The 17,071-nt window shown below is 65.4% G+C and carries 17 protein-coding genes; 9 read left to right on the top strand and 8 right to left on the bottom strand.

Annotation, left to right across the window (positions count from 1 at the left end; all coding sequences use genetic code 11):
* Positions 1–2: 2 nt before the first annotated feature.
* The 7 genes from AC1MGT_RS11645 to AC1MGT_RS11615 form a co-directional block, all read right to left on the bottom strand.
* Entirely contained in the window at positions 3–2,042 is a 2,040-nt protein-coding gene (locus tag AC1MGT_RS11645; RefSeq protein WP_499500288.1) for an oxidoreductase, read from the bottom strand.
* Between the two features lie 56 nt (positions 2,043–2,098).
* Positions 2,099–2,554: a hypothetical protein gene (locus AC1MGT_RS11640; protein WP_183554756.1), complete on the bottom strand. Its 456-nt coding sequence runs from the start codon at positions 2,552–2,554 to the stop codon at positions 2,099–2,101.
* Positions 2,555–2,579: 25 nt separating this feature from the next.
* Positions 2,580–3,041, bottom strand: a complete 462-nt coding sequence (locus tag AC1MGT_RS11635; protein ID WP_183554758.1) for a DUF2721 domain-containing protein — start codon at positions 3,039–3,041, stop codon at positions 2,580–2,582.
* 55 nt (positions 3,042–3,096) lie between these two features.
* Entirely contained in the window at positions 3,097–4,053 is a 957-nt protein-coding gene (pip, locus tag AC1MGT_RS11630) for a prolyl aminopeptidase (RefSeq protein WP_499500287.1), read from the bottom strand.
* A 76-nt stretch (positions 4,054–4,129) separates the two neighbouring features.
* On the bottom strand, positions 4,130–5,080 hold the full coding sequence (locus AC1MGT_RS11625; RefSeq protein ID WP_499500286.1) for a hypothetical protein: 951 nt from the start codon (positions 5,078–5,080) through the stop codon (positions 4,130–4,132).
* A gap of 58 nt (positions 5,081–5,138) precedes the next feature.
* Positions 5,139–5,879, bottom strand: a complete 741-nt coding sequence (gene phbB, locus AC1MGT_RS11620; RefSeq protein ID WP_258836962.1) for an acetoacetyl-CoA reductase — start codon at positions 5,877–5,879, stop codon at positions 5,139–5,141.
* Between the two features lie 102 nt (positions 5,880–5,981).
* Positions 5,982–7,160 (bottom strand): acetyl-CoA C-acetyltransferase, encoded by a 1,179-nt coding sequence (locus AC1MGT_RS11615; protein ID WP_183554764.1) that lies wholly within the window; start codon positions 7,158–7,160, stop codon positions 5,982–5,984.
* Between the two features lie 364 nt (positions 7,161–7,524).
* Between AC1MGT_RS11615 and minC the strand changes: the two genes are divergently transcribed.
* Genes minC through minE form a run of 3 tightly spaced genes read left to right on the top strand, consistent with a single transcriptional unit; the run spans position 7,525 to position 9,449 of the window.
* Complete coding sequence (gene minC / locus AC1MGT_RS11610) at positions 7,525–8,343, top strand: septum site-determining protein MinC (protein WP_499500285.1); 819 nt, start codon at positions 7,525–7,527, stop codon at positions 8,341–8,343.
* Positions 8,344–8,380: 37 nt separating this feature from the next.
* Complete coding sequence (gene minD / locus AC1MGT_RS11605) at positions 8,381–9,196, top strand: septum site-determining protein MinD (RefSeq protein ID WP_183554767.1); 816 nt, start codon at positions 8,381–8,383, stop codon at positions 9,194–9,196.
* A 1-nt stretch (position 9,197) separates the two neighbouring features.
* Positions 9,198–9,449, top strand: a complete 252-nt coding sequence (gene minE, locus AC1MGT_RS11600) for a cell division topological specificity factor MinE (protein ID WP_183554769.1) — start codon at positions 9,198–9,200, stop codon at positions 9,447–9,449.
* 78 nt (positions 9,450–9,527) lie between these two features.
* Here the strand turns inward: minE and AC1MGT_RS11595 are convergent, their stop codons facing one another.
* Positions 9,528–10,091, bottom strand: a complete 564-nt coding sequence (locus AC1MGT_RS11595) for a hypothetical protein (protein WP_499500284.1) — start codon at positions 10,089–10,091, stop codon at positions 9,528–9,530.
* Positions 10,092–10,321: 230 nt separating this feature from the next.
* Between AC1MGT_RS11595 and AC1MGT_RS11590 the strand changes: the two genes are divergently transcribed.
* From AC1MGT_RS11590 to AC1MGT_RS11565, 6 genes are all read left to right on the top strand, one after another.
* Entirely contained in the window at positions 10,322–11,011 is a 690-nt protein-coding gene (locus AC1MGT_RS11590; RefSeq protein ID WP_499500283.1) for a response regulator transcription factor, read from the top strand.
* 70 nt (positions 11,012–11,081) lie between these two features.
* A complete protein-coding gene (hemA, locus tag AC1MGT_RS11585) occupies positions 11,082–12,356 on the top strand; it encodes a glutamyl-tRNA reductase (RefSeq protein WP_499500282.1) in 1,275 nt (424 codons plus the stop codon).
* A 98-nt stretch (positions 12,357–12,454) separates the two neighbouring features.
* Positions 12,455–13,531, top strand: a complete 1,077-nt coding sequence (gene prfA, locus AC1MGT_RS11580) for a peptide chain release factor 1 (protein WP_499500281.1) — start codon at positions 12,455–12,457, stop codon at positions 13,529–13,531.
* Positions 13,532–13,657: 126 nt separating this feature from the next.
* Complete coding sequence (locus AC1MGT_RS11575; protein ID WP_499500280.1) at positions 13,658–14,143, top strand: disulfide bond formation protein B; 486 nt, start codon at positions 13,658–13,660, stop codon at positions 14,141–14,143.
* A complete protein-coding gene (prmC, locus tag AC1MGT_RS11570; RefSeq protein ID WP_499500279.1) occupies positions 14,140–14,961 on the top strand; it encodes a peptide chain release factor N(5)-glutamine methyltransferase in 822 nt (273 codons plus the stop codon). Before AC1MGT_RS11575 ends, prmC begins: the two co-directional genes overlap by 4 nt.
* Positions 14,962–15,019: 58 nt before the next feature.
* Positions 15,020–17,038, top strand: a complete 2,019-nt coding sequence (locus AC1MGT_RS11565) for a DUF885 domain-containing protein (RefSeq protein WP_499500278.1) — start codon at positions 15,020–15,022, stop codon at positions 17,036–17,038.
* The last annotated feature ends 33 nt before the right edge of the window (positions 17,039–17,071 follow it).

Below are 17,071 nucleotides of genomic sequence, written 5' to 3'. Positions count from 1 at the left end.
CCTTACAGGCGCGCGGCCAACTCGAACCCTTCGCGGATCGCGCGCTTCGCATCGAGCTCAGCCGCCAGCGCGGCGCCGCCGATCTTGTGGAAACCTGGCCCGCTGCTGCCGGTTGCCTCGGCCGGCATCAGCTCGGCCAGGCTCTCCTGCCCCGCGCAGACAACCACGTTGTCCACCGCCAGCACGCGGGCCTGCCCACCGACGGTGATGTGCAGGCCCGCATCATCGATGCGGTCGTACTGCACACCCGCCAGCATCGTCACGCCGTTTCGCACCAGCGTTGCGCGGTGCACCCAGCCTGACGTCTTGCCCAGCCCCGCACCCGGGCGCGTGCTCTTGCGCTGCAACAGCCAGACCTGGCGCGGCGGATGCGGCGCCACCGGCGCCATCAAACCACCGGCCGTGGCCACCATTGGATCGACGCCCCACTCCCCCATCCAGTGCGCGGGCGTCATGGGCAGCGCCACCTGCGGATCGTGCACGAGGAATTCCCCCATGTCGAACCCGATGCCGCCAGCGCCGATGATCGCCACGCGCGCGCCGACCGGGTGACCGTCGCGCAGCACATCCAGGTAACTGAGCACCATCGGATGGTCGATGCCGGGAATGGCCGGCTTGCGGGTGCGGATGCCGGTGGCGACGACGACCTCGTCGAAGCCTTCGGCCAGCAAGGCCTCGCGCGTGACGATCGTATTCAGGCGCACATCGACGCCGAGCAAAGCGAGACGGCGCCCGAAATAGCGGATCGTCTCGGCGAATTCTTCCTTGCCCGGCACGCGCATCGCGACATTGAACTGGCCGCCGATGCGATCCAGCCCATCGAACAGCGTCACACGGTGCCCCCGTTCTGCGGCCACCGTCGCGGCCGACAAACCGGCGGGGCCGGCGCCCACCACGGCGATCCGGCGCGGCTGCGCGGCCGGGCGGATCACCAGTTCGGTCTCGTAGCAGGCGCGCGGATTGACCAGGCACGTAGCGCGCTTGTTCGAGAAGGTGTGGTCCAGGCACGCCTGGTTGCAGGCGATGCAGGTGTTGATCTCGTCCGCGCGGCCGCCCGCCGCCTTGTTCACGAATTCGGGATCGGCCAAAAACGGCCGCGCCATCGAGACCAGGTCGGCGTCGCCCCGCGCCAGCAGGGCCTCGGCCTCGTGCGGCATATTGATGCGGTTCGAGGCCACCACCGGGATGCCCACCGCGGCCCGCAAGCGACCCGCCACCTGCGCGAACGCGGCGCGCGGCACCGACGTGACGATGGTCGGAATGCGCGCCTCGTGCCAGCCGTAGCCGGTATTCAAAATCGTCACGCCGGCAGCCTCCAGGGCTTTCGCTACCAGCACCACCTCGTCCCACGTGTTGCCGCCGTCGACCAGATCGAGCACCGAATGGCGGTACATCAGGATGAAGTCCGGCCCGACCGCCGCGCGGATGCGGCGCACGATCTCGACGGCCAGGCGCATGCGGTGCTCGATCGGCCCGCCCCACCCGTCCGTGCGGCGGTTGGCGCGCGCGCACAGGAACTGGTTGAGCAGGTAGCCTTCGCTGCCCATGATTTCCACGCCGTCGTAGCCGGCCTTTTGCGCCAGCCGCGCGCAGCGCACGTAGGCGGCAATCGTCGACTCGATGCCGGATTCAGAAAGGGCCTTGGGCTTGAAGCGCGAGATCGGCGACTTCAGGTTCGACGCCGACACGACGAACGGCTGGTAGCCGTAGCGCCCCGCGTGCAGGATCTGCAGCACGATCTTGCCGCCCTCTTCGTGCACGGCGCGAGTGACGCGCCGGTGGTTCGGCACGTCGCCAAGAAAATTGAGCGTGCCGCCAAACGGCAGCAGCCAGCCCTGGCGGTTGGGCGAAATGCCGCCGGTGACGATCAGGCCGACGCCGCCGCGCGCGCGTTCGCGATAGAACGCGGCGAGCTTGCCGTAGTTGTAGAAGCGGTCTTCGAGCCCGGTGTGCATCGAGCCCATGATCACGCGGTTCTTCAGCGTGGTGAAACCCAGGTCGAGCGGCGCAAGCAGGTGCGCGTAGGCAGAAGAGATAGTCATCGCGGCATTACACCGCGATTTTGTCGAGCCGTGCGTCTAAACACGGCTGGCGGGTTTTACGCGAGGTGGCTGTCGCGGTCGCGCAGCTCGGCGAAGCTTTCGATGCTGCCGATCTTGACGACGATCGGGTTCAGGCTCGCGCCCGGCGACATCGAGCGCCATGCGAACTGCCATTCCTTTTCGCGCGCCTGGCCCGCGCTCTTGGTGAACGCGGCGCCCAGCGGCGAACGGCTGCCGTATTCGATGGCGCCATCGATGCCGGCCCAGTTGGGCAGCATGCGCTGCACGGCGCGGTGCAGGCGTTCGCCGAATTCTTCGCTATTGTGGATCACGAGGCACGCGTCACTCGGCGTGATGATGTCGAACAGGGCCTTGTCCCAGGCGGTGGAGAACGACAGGTTCAAGAAGCCGCCGCTGGGCTCGAGGCGGAACTGGCCAAGGCGCAGCGAGTTTTCAAGTTCGGTGCGCAGTGCATAGCGGTGCAGGGTCGGGGGGCGTTGGTAGTCGTGCATGGGATTCTTTCTGGCCGCAACCGCCTTATGGCAGTGGTGCCGGCGGTTGCTGCATCATGATTTGCTGGTGCTGCATGCGCATGAAACGCGACGAGATGAAAATCTCGCGCAAAAAATAGACGAAGCTGCTGATCAGGGCCAGCATCGCCAGCACGAAGCTCGCGGCGATGTACTGGTCGAGCGGGATGCCGGTGGTGTCGCCCGCGAACAGCATCGCGATGACGACGCACACCAGCAGGCCGCAGGCGGTGCTGGAGGCAATCGCGAAGTTGATCAGGTGCGAACGCTGGTACAGCAGTTCGAGCTCGCTGGAAAACTCGGTGTTGGGGCTGACCTTGAGCCGGTCTTCGAGCACGCGCGTGCGGTCGATGATGCGGGCCAGCCGGTTGGTCAGCACGGTCAGTTTGGTGGCCACGCCGGTGAGTAAAAAAACGGGTGCGATGGCCAGCTGGATGACGTGGCCGATATCGCTGATCTGGATATTCATGAGAACGCGTTGATCTTGTTGTAGTGTGGGTCTGGCGTAGTTTAACAGCCGCCGCTCATTCGGAGCGCCGGTGGCGCTTGAACTGTTCGGTGGCCGTGACCAGTGCGCGTGCGATGCCGGTTTCGAGCGCGCCGTGGCCGGCGTCGGGAATCATCTGCAAGGTCGAACCCGGCCAGGCCCGGTGCAGGCGCCAGGCCGACAGCGGCGGGCAGATCACATCGTAGCGGCCCTGCACGATCACGGCCGGCAGATGCGCGATGCGCCCGACGTCGCGCACCAGCTGGTCTTCGTCCAGAAACGCGCCGTTGACCATGTAGTGCGCCTCGAGCCGGCCCACGCCCAGGTCGAGCGTGTCACTGGCGGCTTCCTCGGGCTGCGGCAGCAGAAAGACGCGGCGGCCTTCGAAGCGGCTCCAGGCGCGCGCGGCCGGCCAGAACACATCGGGATCGTGGCACAGCAACCGGCGCGCGTAGGCGCCCAGCAGGTCATTGCGTTCTGCCAAAGGGATCGGCGCGACGAATTCATCGTACAGCTCGGGATAGAACCAGCGCATGTCGTTGATGAACCAGTCGACTTCGGCGCGCGTGCACAGGAAGATCCCGCGCAGCACGAAACCCAGGCAGCGCTCGGGATGCGCCTGCCCGTAGGCCAGCGCCAGCGTCGAGCCCCACGAGCCGCCGAACACGAGCCATTGCTTGATGCCGAACAGCGCGCGCAGGCGCTCGATGTCGTCGATCAGGAGTTGCGTCGTGTTGTTGCGCCACTCGCCCAGCGGCGTCGATTTGCCGGCGCCGCGCTGGTCGAACAGGATCACGCGGTAGGCCGCAGGATCGAAAAAGCGGCGGTGCTGCGGCGACAGCCCGGCGCCGGGGCCGCCGTGCAGGAACAGCACGGGAATGCCATCCGGGTTACCGACTTCTTCCCAGTAGATCGTGTGCAGTTCGTCGACCGCCAGCATCCCGCTACGAAGCGGCTGGAGCGGCGGGAACAGCGACGGCGGCGTGACTGGCATGGGGGCTTTTGACGGTCAGTGAATGGGAAAATCGATTGTAACGTACGGGCATGCGATGCAGAAGCAGAGGGCACGGTCACGCCGCCTGGCCGAGCACCCAGCCTTCCCAACGCCCCACCTGCGCGTCAAGCGGCGGGCCTTCGGCGCGGTGGCCGTCGACCACGTCGAGCATGCCGCACAGGCCGACCAGCGCATCGAACTGGTCTTCGCCGCTGGCGTGGGCACCGAAGCCGTCACGGATCGCGGCCGCGAGACCCGGCGCCTGCGCATGCCCCCGCTGCGCCAGCCAGTCGAGCAATGGGGGCGCAACGGATGCGCGCCCGGCCTGGCTGCGCTTGCTCCACACGGGCCGGCGGCCGATGCCGAGCCGGTGGTAGGTGTCGCCCGGGTAGGTCTCGGCCACGATCGTGCGCACGCCACCGAGCAAGTCGTGCAGCGCGCCGTCGAACGGCCACAGCGCGATGCGCGCGCCCTGCGGCTGCAGCACCTCGCGCCAGCCGGCCAGCGCGGCCTTGCCGACCTGGTTGCCGCCCAGTGTCCAGAACAGGCTGCACGCGGCGGGTCGCTGGTCGGTCTTGCGCTCGCAGGCGCGCAGCAGGTCGGCGGCCTCGGCGTGGCCCAGACCCGTCAGCAAGTGCTCACGCAGGCGGCCACCGGGGCGGGCCGGATAGAACGGCCGGTGGATGCCGATGTCGGCGCGGTCATCGCAGACCTCGAACCAGCGCTCCCAGGCGCCACTGCCGACAGTGGCCAGCAGCTCGGCAAAATTCGCCAGCCCCGTCGCCGCGCCATATGCCGCCGGCACCCCAATGGGAAAATCGACGCCCACCAGCACCGGGCCGGGCGCCTTTGAACGCGCCGCCAGCCGTTCCAGGAACGTGGCGGTCACGCCGACCGGCTCGGGCAGACCGATTTGCCAGCCGGCGCTGTCGACATCGCGCAGCGCGACCGCCATCCAGCGCTTGCCAGGGTGGATGCTCCAGTCGCAGTGCGCAATCACGCGCGGCAATGGCAATGCGTGCTTCACGTAGGCCCCAAAAGAAAAAAGCCGTGTCGCCACGGCTTTATAACGCTATCCAGCACGATCAAGACATGTGCTGGCCGCCATTGATCGCGATATTCGCGCCCGTGACGAAGGCTGCTTCGTCCGACGACAGATACGCAACCAGACCGGCGACTTCTTCGGGCTTGCCGAGGCGGCCCATCGGGATTTGCGGGATGATCTTGGTTTCCAGCACTTCGCTCGGGATGTCCATCACCATCTTGGTGCCGATATAGCCTGGCGAAATGGTGTTGACGGTCACGCCCTTGCGCGCGACTTCGAGCGCCAGTGCCTTGGTGAAGCCGTGCATGCCGGCCTTGGCCGCCGAGTAGTTGGTCTGGCCGAACGCGCCCTTCTGGCCGTTGACCGACGAGATATTGATGATCCGGCCCCAGCCCCGCTCGACCATGCCATCGCAGACCGGCTTGGTCATGTTGAAGACGGAGTCGAGATTGGTCTTGATCACGGCGTCCCAGTTGACCTTGTCCATTTTCTTGAACGTCATGTCGCGCGTGATGCCGGCGTTATTGACCAGCACGTCGACCGGGCCGACGTCAGCGATCACCTGGCGCACGCATTCCTGGGCCGCATCGTAGTCGGAAACGTCGCAGGCATACGCCTTGAAATCGAAGCCCTGCTCGCGCATGGCGCCGAGCCAGCCCTCGACCTTCGTATTGCCCGGCGAAAAAGTGGTGACGACCTGGTACCCCAGCGCGGCCAGCTTGATGCACACCGCTTCGCCCAGGCCGCCCATGCCGCCGGTTACTAACGCTACTCTAGCCATTGTCTTCTCCAGTTTTATTGTCGGTTGCTACGTCGAAACCGGTGACGGCGCCGGCGCCCGTCCTGGCCGCCCCGCACATCACCGTGTTGGATACTGAAAGCGTCAGTCGCGCTCGATTGCCAGCGCCACGCCCATGCCGCCGCCGATGCAGAGGCTGGCGAGCCCCTTCTTGGCGTCACGGCGGATCATTTCGTGCAGCAGCGTGACCAGGACGCGCGCACCGGAGGCGCCGATCGGGTGGCCCAGCGCGATGGCGCCGCCGTTGACGTTGATCTTGGACGTGTCCCAGCCCATTTCCTTGTTCACGGCAACGGCCTGGGCGGCGAAGGCTTCGTTGATTTCCATGAGGTCGAGGTCTTCGTGGGTCCAGCCGGCTTTTTTCAGGCACAGCTTCGAGGCCGACACCGGGCCCATGCCCATGATCGCCGGGTCCAGCCCGGACGACGAGTAGGCCTTGATACGCGCCAGCGGGGTCAGGCCCAGCTCGCGCGCTTTCGATGCGCTCATCATGATCACGGCGGCGGCGCCGTCGTTCAGGCCCGACGCATTGCCGGCGGTAACGCTACCCTCTTTATTGAAGGCAGGCCGCAGGCTGGCCAGCGCTTCGATCGTGCTGCCCTGTTTTGGATACTCGTCGGTGTCGAAGACCGTGGTGCCTTTTTTGGAGACGATCTCGATCGGGATGATTTCGTCCTTGAAGCGGCCTTCTTTCTGGGCTGCTTCGGCCTTGAGCTGCGACTGCAGCGCGAATTCATCTTGCTCGGCGCGCGAAATCTCGTACTTGCGCGCGACGTTTTCCGCCGTCACGCCCATGTGGTACCCGTTGAACGAATCCCACAGGCCATCATTGATCATGGTGTCGACCAGCTTGGCGTCGCCCATGCGGAAACCGTCGCGCGAACCGGACAGCACGTGCGGCGAGGCGCTCATGTTTTCTTGGCCGCCGGCGATGACGATATCGGCGTCGCCGCAGCGGATCGCCTGCGCGGCCAGGTGGGTGGCCTTGAGGCCGCTGCCGCAAACCTTGTTGATGGTGTAGCCCGGAACCATTTCGGGCAGGCCGGCCTTGATGAGAGCCTGGCGCGCCGGATTTTGCCCGACACCGGCGGTGAGCACCTGCCCCATGATGACTTCGCTGACAGCGGCAGGATCGATGCCGGTCTTGTCCAGCAGGTGCTTGATGACTTGTGCGCCGAGTTCGGCGGCGGGGATCTTGGCGAGCGTACCGCCAAATTTACCAACTGCGGTGCGGCCAGCGGCCACGATGACGACGTCTTCCATTTCATTCTCCGTTCAACCGGCCTGGGGCCGGCATTATTCAGGACTTCCCTGGGACGGGGCGCAGCTTTGTCGGGTGCGGTGCCCATGCGCATGGGAATAATGAAGCCCCAACCGCCCGGACTGCCATAAAAAATAGCAGCGGTGATCGAGGGTCGAGGAACCCATGCTGATCTTTAAGCACTGGCAATCTTAGCAGTTTATTCATCAAAAACAAGGTTGCAAGCGCCTGAGCTTGATGTAGAACAGAACTTAATTTCCAACTCGATGCATGTTCAATTGCCACTAGGAATGATGCGTGCGCTTCTGTCCTTTTCTACAATTTTCACAGTAGAATGCACAAGCGCAATGCCAACCACTCTGTTTTATGCCCAAGACCACGCTTCCCATCGAGATCAAGATTTCCACGGTCGTCGCCATTTCGACGATCCTGCACTCGGCAGACCTCGAGGCGATCGATTCCGCACTGGCCTCGATGACGGGCGGCGTGTCGGACTTTTTCGAGGATGAGTTTGCGGTGATCGACGTGAGCGCCTTCACCTCGAGCGCCTGGACGATCGACTGGGCCGCCATCGTGGCGCTGCTCAAGAAATATCGCCTCAACGCTGTGGCCGTACGCGGCGCCAGTCCGTTGATGATCGATGCAATCCGGGCCCAGGGCCTGGCGCTGGACGATGGCTCGGGCGGCGTGCACGCCGGCGGCCACGCCACGCCGCCGCCGCTCGTCGTGCATGCAGCAGCCACGCCTGCACCGGAACCGGCCCCGGCGCTAGCCGCACCTGCGCCCGCCCCAGAACCGGCTCCGGCCCAGGCCGCCAGCCAGCCGGGCGCACCCGCCCTGGCGCCGATGGTGATCGACACCCCGGTGCGTGCCGGCCAGCGCATCTATGCGCGCGGCACCGACCTGATCGTGACTGCGGTCGTCAACAATGGCGCCGAACTGATCGCCGATGGCAGCATCCATGTCTACGCGCCGCTCAATGGCCGCGCGCTGGCCGGTGCCTCGGGCAATGCCGATGCGCGGATCTTCGCGCTGTCGATGCAGCCCGAGCTGGTTTCGATCGCCGGCGTTTACCGCACGTTCGACGAAGGCTTCCCGACCGACCTGGCGCGTCAGCCGACGCAGATCCGGCTTGTCGGCGACCGGATCGATATCCAGTCGCTCGCAGCGCCGTCGCGCGCCTGATCTTTCGAATTGAACAGATACTGAAAAGGACTTATTTGTGGCACGAATTATTGTTGTGACGTCCGGCAAGGGCGGTGTTGGCAAGACGACCTCGAGCGCCAGCTTCGCCTCCGGGCTGGCCATGCGTGGCCACAAGACCGCCGTCATCGACTTCGACGTCGGCCTGCGCAACCTCGACCTGATCATGGGTTGCGAGCGCCGCGTGGTGTATGACCTGATCAACGTCGTCAATGGCGAAGCGACCCTGAACCAGGCGCTGATCAAGGACAAGCACTGCGACAACCTGTTCATCCTGCCGGCATCGCAGACGCGCGACAAGGACGCCCTGTCCGAAGAAGGCGTCGAGCGCGTGATCAACGACCTCGTCAAGATGGAATTCGAATTCATCATCTGCGATTCGCCGGCCGGTATCGAGCACGGCGCGCTGATGGCGCTGACCTTCGCCGACGAAGCGATTGTCGTGACGAACCCCGAAGTGTCGTCGGTGCGCGACTCGGACCGCATCCTGGGCATCCTGCAGGCCAAATCGCGCCGTGCCCAGAGCGGCTCGGAGCCGGTCAAGGAACACCTGCTCATCACCCGCTACTCGCCAAAGCGCGTCGACGCCGACGAAATGCTGTCGTACCAGGACGTCCAGGAAATCCTGCGCATTCCGCTGATCGGCATCATCCCTGAATCCGAATCGGTGCTGCACGCATCGAACCAGGGCAACCCGGCGATTCACTTCAAGGGAACCGACGTGGCCGAAGCCTATGAAGACGTGGTCGCGCGCTTCCTGGGCGAAGAACGCCCGCTGCGCTTTACCAGCTACGAAAAGCCGGGACTGTTCCAGCGTATCTTCGGAGCCAAGTAAGATGGCACTGCTATCCTTTCTCTTCCCCGAAAAAAAGAAGAGCGCGACAGCTGCCAAGGAACGCCTGCAGATCATCATTGCGCGCGAACGCACCAACCGTGCCGGGCCGGACTTCCTGCCCGCCCTGCACCAGGAGCTGATCGCCGTGATCTCGAAGTACGTCAAGGTCAATCCGGACGACATCAAGGTGTCGCTCGACCGCCAGGGCAACCTGGAAGTGCTCGATGTGAATGTGGTGCTGCCGGATAATTGAACGTGCGCACCCGTGACCGACAAAGCCCGCTTTGAGCGGGCTTTGTTTTGGGCGGTTGTTGTACCCGCCCAGCCAGCTTTACATCACCAGCAGCGGCGCCTTCGCCGTGCCGCTGGTCGCGCCAACGGCATCGTCATTCTCGGCCACGTTGTGGTCGATCCCGGCATTTTCCAGCTCGCGCGCCACGGCCACGCACGCTTCCACGTGCTGCGTGCCCATCCGCTTGAACAGCGTGTAGCCGATGGCGGCCGACGCGATCTGGCCGGCGATCGGCACCATTTTCGCGCTCGACTTGACGGCCATCCGGCCCGCCACGCGCTGGAATAGGCGCAGTACCACGCCACGCGTGACCAGTTTGCCGACCAGCATGCCACCGACCGACGCTGCTGCCTTATAGGCAATGATGCGCAGGCGCGGGTTCAGGCGCTCGATCTGTTTCTGCGTCAGGCCAAACTCGGCGTTGACTTCATCGACCAGGGACGCAAAACCGGTAATATCGGCCAAGAGATCCAGGCCGGGAATTGGCACCGCCGCCACCGCTGCCGACATCGCGGCGCGCTTCTTGACCAATGCCAGGCAACGCAGGCGCGTGGCCTCGACTTCCGGGCCACTGACGGGCACGCGGTCTTCAGGAACAGTCACATCTTTGCGTCGAAACAACATAATCTCACCCTTTTCATTATTCAGATTTCATTTGAAATCCAGTGTACCCCTATGACATGACGTCGTACGTGGTCCCTTTAACACAACAGTCGCAACGATAAGCGAAAAAACAGTATTTACCTTTAGCACTATTTTGTAAAAGTCTGATATATTCATTTTTAACTTTGTAGGAGTCTTCCTACAGTGCAAACTTTCACACTTGTCCTATCATGAAGATCGCTGTTCTGGAGCAAGACCGCCCGCAAGCCGACCTGATTTGCCAGGTCCTCAGTACTGCCGGCCACAACTGCCAATCGTTTGACAGCGCCCGCGACCTGCTTGCGCAACTGCGCAAAGATAGCGCCGACATGCTCGTGATGGACTGGAACGTTCCAGATATGGATGGTGCCGAAGTATTGCGCCGCGCCAAGGAAAAGCTGGCTTCGCATGCGCCGACGATGTTCTTGGTCGGCAATAACGCAGAAGACGACATCATCGCCGGCGTCAACGCCGGCGCCGACGACTACCTGATCAAGCCGCTGCGCCGCGGCGAACTGGTCTCGCGCGTGTCGGCCCTGCTGCGCCGCGCCTACCCGTCGCAAAACAGCGCCGAGCAGCTGCAGTTCGGCCCGTACACCTTTGAAACGCGCCCTGGCCGCCTGCTCAGGGATGGTTCCGTCATCGACGTGACGCAAAAGGAATTTTCGCTGGCCCTGCTGTTCTTCCGTAATATCGGCCGGCCGCTGTCCCGTGCCTACATTCACGAGTCGGTCTGGGTTCGCGACAATGACGTGCCGTCGCGCACGATGGACACGCACGTGTCGCGGGTCCGCAATAAACTGCACCTGCGGCCCGAGAATGGCTTTCGGCTGGTGCCCGTCTACAGCTATGGTTACCGCCTGGAAAAACTGGGCGCCTGACCCGGCTTCTGAAGCCCTGCCCCCATGAGGGTATAATGACCGCAGTCATTCACCCTCTACCCTCCCCAGAATGCAACTTCTCGCCGTTGGCCTGAACCACACGACCGCACCGGTCTCGCTGCGCGAGCAGCTGGCGCTCGCGCCCGACCAGATCGGCACGGCGGTGCAGTCGGCGCGCGGCTGGTTCGCGCGCAATGGTTCTACGGGCAATGAAGAAGCGGCAATCCTGTCGACCTGCAACCGCAGCGAGCTGTATGCGGCCACCAGCCTGCCCGACCCGCTCGATGCGTCGGCGCAATTTCTGGCCCATTACCACGCGCTGAACTACGCCGAGCTGCGCCCCCACCTGTACCTGCTGCCGCAGGACGACGCCGTACGCCACGCGTTTCGCGTCGCTTCGGGTCTCGATTCGATGGTGTTGGGCGAGCCGCAGATCCTGGGCCAGATGAAGGACGCCGTGCGCACCGCCGACGAAGCCGGCGGCCTGGGCACTTATCTGCACCAGATGTTCCAGCGCACCTTCGCCGTGGCCAAGGAAGTGCGGTCGAGTACCGAGATCGGCGCGCACAGCGTGTCGATGGCCGCCGCCGCCGTGCGCCTGGCGCACCGCATCTTCGACCGCATCGCCGACCAGCACGTGCTGTTCATCGGCGCCGGTGAAATGATCGAACTGTGCGCGGCGCACTTCTCGGCGCAGAACCCGAAATCGGTCACCATCGCCAACCGCAGCATGGAGCGCGGCGCGCTGCTCGCCAGCCGCTACAACGGCCGCGCGGTCGGCCTGGCCGAGCTGCCCGACTGCCTGCACGGGTTCGACATCGTGATTTCATGCACTGCCTCGACGCTGCCGCTGATCGGTCTGGGCATGGTCGAACGGGCCGTCAAGGCGCGCCGCCATCGCCCGATGTTCATGGTCGACCTGGCCGTGCCGCGCGATATCGAGCCCGAAGTCGCGCGCCTGGACGACGTGTTCCTGTATACGGTCGACGACCTGGCCCAGGTGGTGCAGACCGGTATGGAAAGCCGCCAGGCCGCCGTGCGCCAGGCCGAAGCCATCATCGAAACGCGCGTCGAGTCGTTCATGCACTGGGTGGGCGACCGCGCCGTGGTGCCGGTGATCCGCGACCTGCACGAGTCGAGCGAGGTGCTGCGCCTGGCCGAACTCGAACGTGCGCGGCGCATGCTGGCGCGCGGCGACGATGCCGACGCCGTGCTCGAAGCCCTGTCCCGGGGCCTGACCGCCAAGTTCCTGCATGGCCCGCAACAGGCCCTGCACCATGCCCAGGGCGACGAACGCGCGCGCCTGGCCAGCCTGCTGCCGCAGCTGTTTCGCGGTCGCCGTTAGCGCACCAGTTCTCTGGCGGCCTGCCCGCCCGCGCCATGCCTGGCGCATCCTGGCTGCAACCCTCGGCCTGCCCGATTCCTTTTTCCCTGATACCGCCCATGAAACCTTCCATGCTCTCCAAGCTGGACCAACTTGCCAACCGCCTGGTCGAGCTGGACGAACTGTTGATGACCGAAGGCGTCACCGCCGATATGGACAACTACCGCAAGATGACGCGCGAGCACGCCGAGCTCTCGCCGCTGGTGGCCGTGTACCGCCAGTACGAAAGCGCGCTGGCCAATACCGCCGAAGCGCAGGAAATACTGCAGGACCCGGAAATGAAGGAGTTCGCGCAGGAAGAAATCGAAGCGGCCAAGGTCCGCATGGCGGATCTGGAGCAGGAGCTGCAAAAGATGCTGCTGCCGAAGGACGCCAACGACGAGCGCAATATCTTCCTCGAGATCCGCGCCGGCACGGGTGGTGACGAATCGGCGCTGTTCGCGGGCGACCTGCTGCGCATGTACACGCGCTTTGCCGAGCGCAATCGCTGGCAGGTCGAGATGGTGTCGGAGTCGACGTCGGACCTGGGCGGCTACCGAGAGGTGATCGTGCGCATCGTCGGCAATGGCGCCTACTCGAAGCTGAAATTCGAGTCGGGCGGGCACCGCGTGCAGCGCGTGCCGGCCACCGAGACGCAGGGCCGCATCCACACGTCGGCCTGCACGGTGGCAGTGATGCCCGAGGCCGACGAAGTCGAAGACATCGACATCAACCCGGCCGACCTGCGCATCGACACCTACCGCGCCTCGGGCGCCGGCGGGCAGCACATCAACAAGACCGATTCGGCCGTGCGCATCACCCACCTGCCGACCGGCCTGGTGGTGGAATGCCAGGACGATCGCAGCCAGCACAAGAACAAGGCACAGGCCATGAAAGTGCTGGCCGCGCGCCTGAAGGATGCCCAGCTGCGCGAGCAGCAGTCGAAGGAAGCGGCCACGCGCAAGAGCCTGATCGGTTCAGGCGACCGCAGCGAGCGCATTCGCACCTATAACTTCCCGCAGGGCCGGCTGACCGACCACCGCATCAACCTGACGCTGTACAAGCTCGATTTCATCATGGATGGCGACTTGAGCGACCTGACCAATGCGCTGGCGTCGGAACACCAGGCCGAGCAACTGGCGGCGCTGGGCGACTAAGGCCGCTTTAAGTTGCCAGATTGAAAATAGCGGGAAGCTGCCGATAACGTTTGTGCGAAAATGGGCGCTCCCGATTCAGCCCACGATCGCGTCGCTTCCGCTCCCACGCCGAGAAAACCACCCATCATGCAACCTACCAATCGCCAGGCCCTGTTCATCATCTCCTTCATCAGTTTTGCACTGGTCGGCTTTGCCCTGTACCTGCAACACAGCCTGGAAATGCGGCCTTGCCCGCTGTGCGTGATCCAGCGGTATTGCTTCCTCGGCATCGGCCTGGCTGCCCTCGTCGGCGCGTTCACCGGCAAGATCGGCGGCAGCGTCGTGGTCGCGCTGGTGGCTGCCGTCGGCGGCCTGATCACGGTCGGCAAGCACCTGTACGTGATCGCGAACCCCGGTTTCTCGTGCGGCATCGATCCGATGGAAACCATGCTCAACAAGATCCCGACCGCCGAATACCTGCCGTGGCTGTTCCGCGCCGATGGCCTGTGCGAAGGCGCGACCGACAAGGTGCTGGGCCTGGCCATTCCGCAATGGTCGGCCGTCTGGTTCGTGATCCTCACCGTGCTGCTGGGCTGGGTGCTGATGCGCCAGCTGCGCCGCGCCAACGCATGATCGAGGCCGGCGTCACCCTGGCCCAGGCGCGCCTGGCGCTGCCGCTCGATGCGCTGGAAAACCGCATCCTCCTGTGCCATGCATTGCACCTGCCGCGCGTGGCACTGATCACGCAATCCGAACGCGCGCTGACCAGTGCCGAAGCAGTGCTGCTCAATGGCCTCGTCGCACGCCGCCTTGCCGGTGAACCGATCGCCTACATCACCGGTGAACGCGAATTCTTCGGGCTGCCGTTCAAGGTCACACCAGCCGTGCTGATTCCTCGGCCCGACACCGAACTGCTGGTCGAACTCGCGCTCGAGCGCCTGGCGCCGCAGGCACGCCTGCTCGACATGGGCACCGGCAGCGGCGCCATTGCGGTCGCGGCTGCCCACACCCGGCCCGACCTGGCCATCACCGCCCTGGACGTCAGCGACGACGCCCTCGCCATTGCGCGCGCGAACGCCGCTGCCAATGGCGCGCGCGTGCACTTCGTGCGCAGCGACTGGTTTGCCGGATTGGGCGACAAGCGTTTCGACCTGATCGCCTCGAATCCCCCCTACATCGTGGCCGGCGACGCGCACCTGAGCGAAGGCGATCTGCGCTTCGAGCCGGTGGATGCGCTGACCGACCATGCCGACGGCCTGTCCGACCTGCGCCAGATCGTCGATGGCGCCGGCGCGCATCTGGACGCCGGCGGCTGGCTGCTGCTTGAACACGGCTACGATCAGGCCGGCGCCGTACGCGCACTGCTGACGGCGCGCGGCTATGGCGACGTGCAAAGCTGGCGTGATCTGGCCGGTATCGAACGCGTCAGCGGTGGCCGGCGTGGCGCGTAAGGCGCGCCCGCCCGTAGATGGACTTGTTAAAATGACCAGTCCCGTCAACGGAGCCCGCATGCGCATCCTGTTTGCCTCACTTGCTTTGCTGGTGCCGCCTGTCGGCGCTGCTGCGGCCACGCCCGCCGTTCCACCCGTCGTTATTCCCGTCGCTGTGCAGCCGGCCACCGCGACCGAGACGCCGGCAGCGCAGGCGGCCCAGTTGTTCGAGCGCGACTGGCAATGGCAACTGCGCCACGCGCCCGAACGCGCCACGGCCTTGGGCGAGCAGCGCTACAACGCTTATCTCACCGACACCTCGCTGGCCGCGCGCGCGCAGGCGATCGAGCATGAGCGCGCCATGCTGGCCGCGGCGCGCGCGATCGATCGCAGTACACTTTCGATTCAAGACCAGCTGTCGCTCGACCTGTTCAGCGCCGACAAGCAGCGCGTGCTGGCCGGCGCCGCCCTGATGCCGTTCGATCCGCAACCGCTCACCGCCTACGACGGCCTGCACGTGCAACTGCCGCGCCTGGTGGCGCAGATGCCGCTCATGACCGACGCCGACTACCAAACGTATCTGGCGCGCCTGCAAGCGCTGCCGGCCCACGTCGATGGCCTGATCGAGCAGCTGCGCGCCGGTCGCCAGGCCGGCTGGACCACGCCAAAGGCGGCGCTGGCGCCGGTGCCGGACGCCTTGCGCGCGCTGCGCGAAGGCTTGCAGGATGGCCCGCTGGGCGCGCCGTTCAAGCGCATCCCCGCATCGATCGCGCCCGAGAGCCGCGACGCATTGCGCGCCGCCGGCGCGGCCGCACTGGCCAATACCGTCGCGCCCAGCCTGCGCACGCTCGAAACGTTCCTGCGCCAGGACTATCTGCCGGGCGCGCGCGCGACGATCGGCGCGAGCCAGCAAGCCGGCGGCGCCGACTGGTATGCCCAGCTGGTACGCACCAGCACCAGTACGGCGCTCACGCCGGCCCAGGTGCATGCGCTGGGCCTGCAGGAAGTCGCGCGCCTGCGCGCCGCGATCGAGGCCGTGATTCCGCGCACCGGTTTTCGCGGCGGCTTTGCGGAATTCATCGTGTTCGCGCGGAGCGACCGGCGCCTGTATTTCACGGATCCGAACGCCCTGCTCGACCGCTACCGGCGCACGCTGGCGCTGGCCCAGGCGCGTCTGGGCCGCGTGGTCAGCAGCGTGCCGGCGGCCGGCATCGTCGTCAAACCGATGGGCGCAAACAGCAGCGGCCAGCCAGCTGCGTATTACGAGGCTGGCAGCGTCCAGCGCAGCGCCGCGCTGGTGGTCGACAATGTGCGACTGGACGCGCGGCCAATGTGGCAGGTCGACACCATTGCGCTGCACGAAGCGGTGCCCGGCCACCATCTGCAGGTGGCGCGCGCGCAGGAACTGGCGCTGCCGGCGTTTCGCCGTTACGGCTGGTACGACGCGTTCGGCGAAGGCTGGGCGACCTACGCCGAAGGCCTGGGGCCAGAACTCGGTCTGTTCAAGGACCCGTTCTCGCTGTTCGGGCACCTGAACGAAGAGATGTTCCGCGCCGCGCGGCTGGTGGTCGACACCGGCATCCACACGCTGGGCTGGTCGCGCCAGCAGGCGATCGATTACCTGACCGCGAATACGGCCAATCCGCCGGCGGACAACGAGGCCGAGGTCGATCGCTACATCGCCCGCCCGGCGCAGGCACTGAGCTACAAGATCGGCCAGTTGCGCATTCTGGCGCTGCGCAACAAGGCACGCGCGGCGCTGGGCGCCAGGTTCGATGCGCGGCGTTTCCATGACGCGGTGCTGGGCAACGGCGCGCTGCCGTTGAACGAACTGGAACGCCAGGTCGAGCGCTGGATCGCTGCGCCGGACACGCCGGTCTCGGCGCCGATGCTGGAAGCGCCGCGGGACGACACGTTCAATGCCGAATTCGAATCCGTTGTCCCGGTGCCTGAACCGGTGTTCGAGTTCGACTTCACGTTCGACGGCGAAGTCCCGCCCGGTCTTGAACCGGGTCCGGCGCCCGATTTTGTACCGCCTGCCAGACCCGCGCCGCCGCCCGCCGCGCCGTCGTACCGGGCGCCGCCCTGGCGCGAATGATGAGCGCCCGAACGTGGAGTCCGATTTTCGGTT

This window comes from Telluria sp. BA11 (assembly GCF_056680305.1).
Note: the sequence above shows the minus strand (reverse complement) of the source record. Positions and strands in the feature narration are given on the sequence as shown.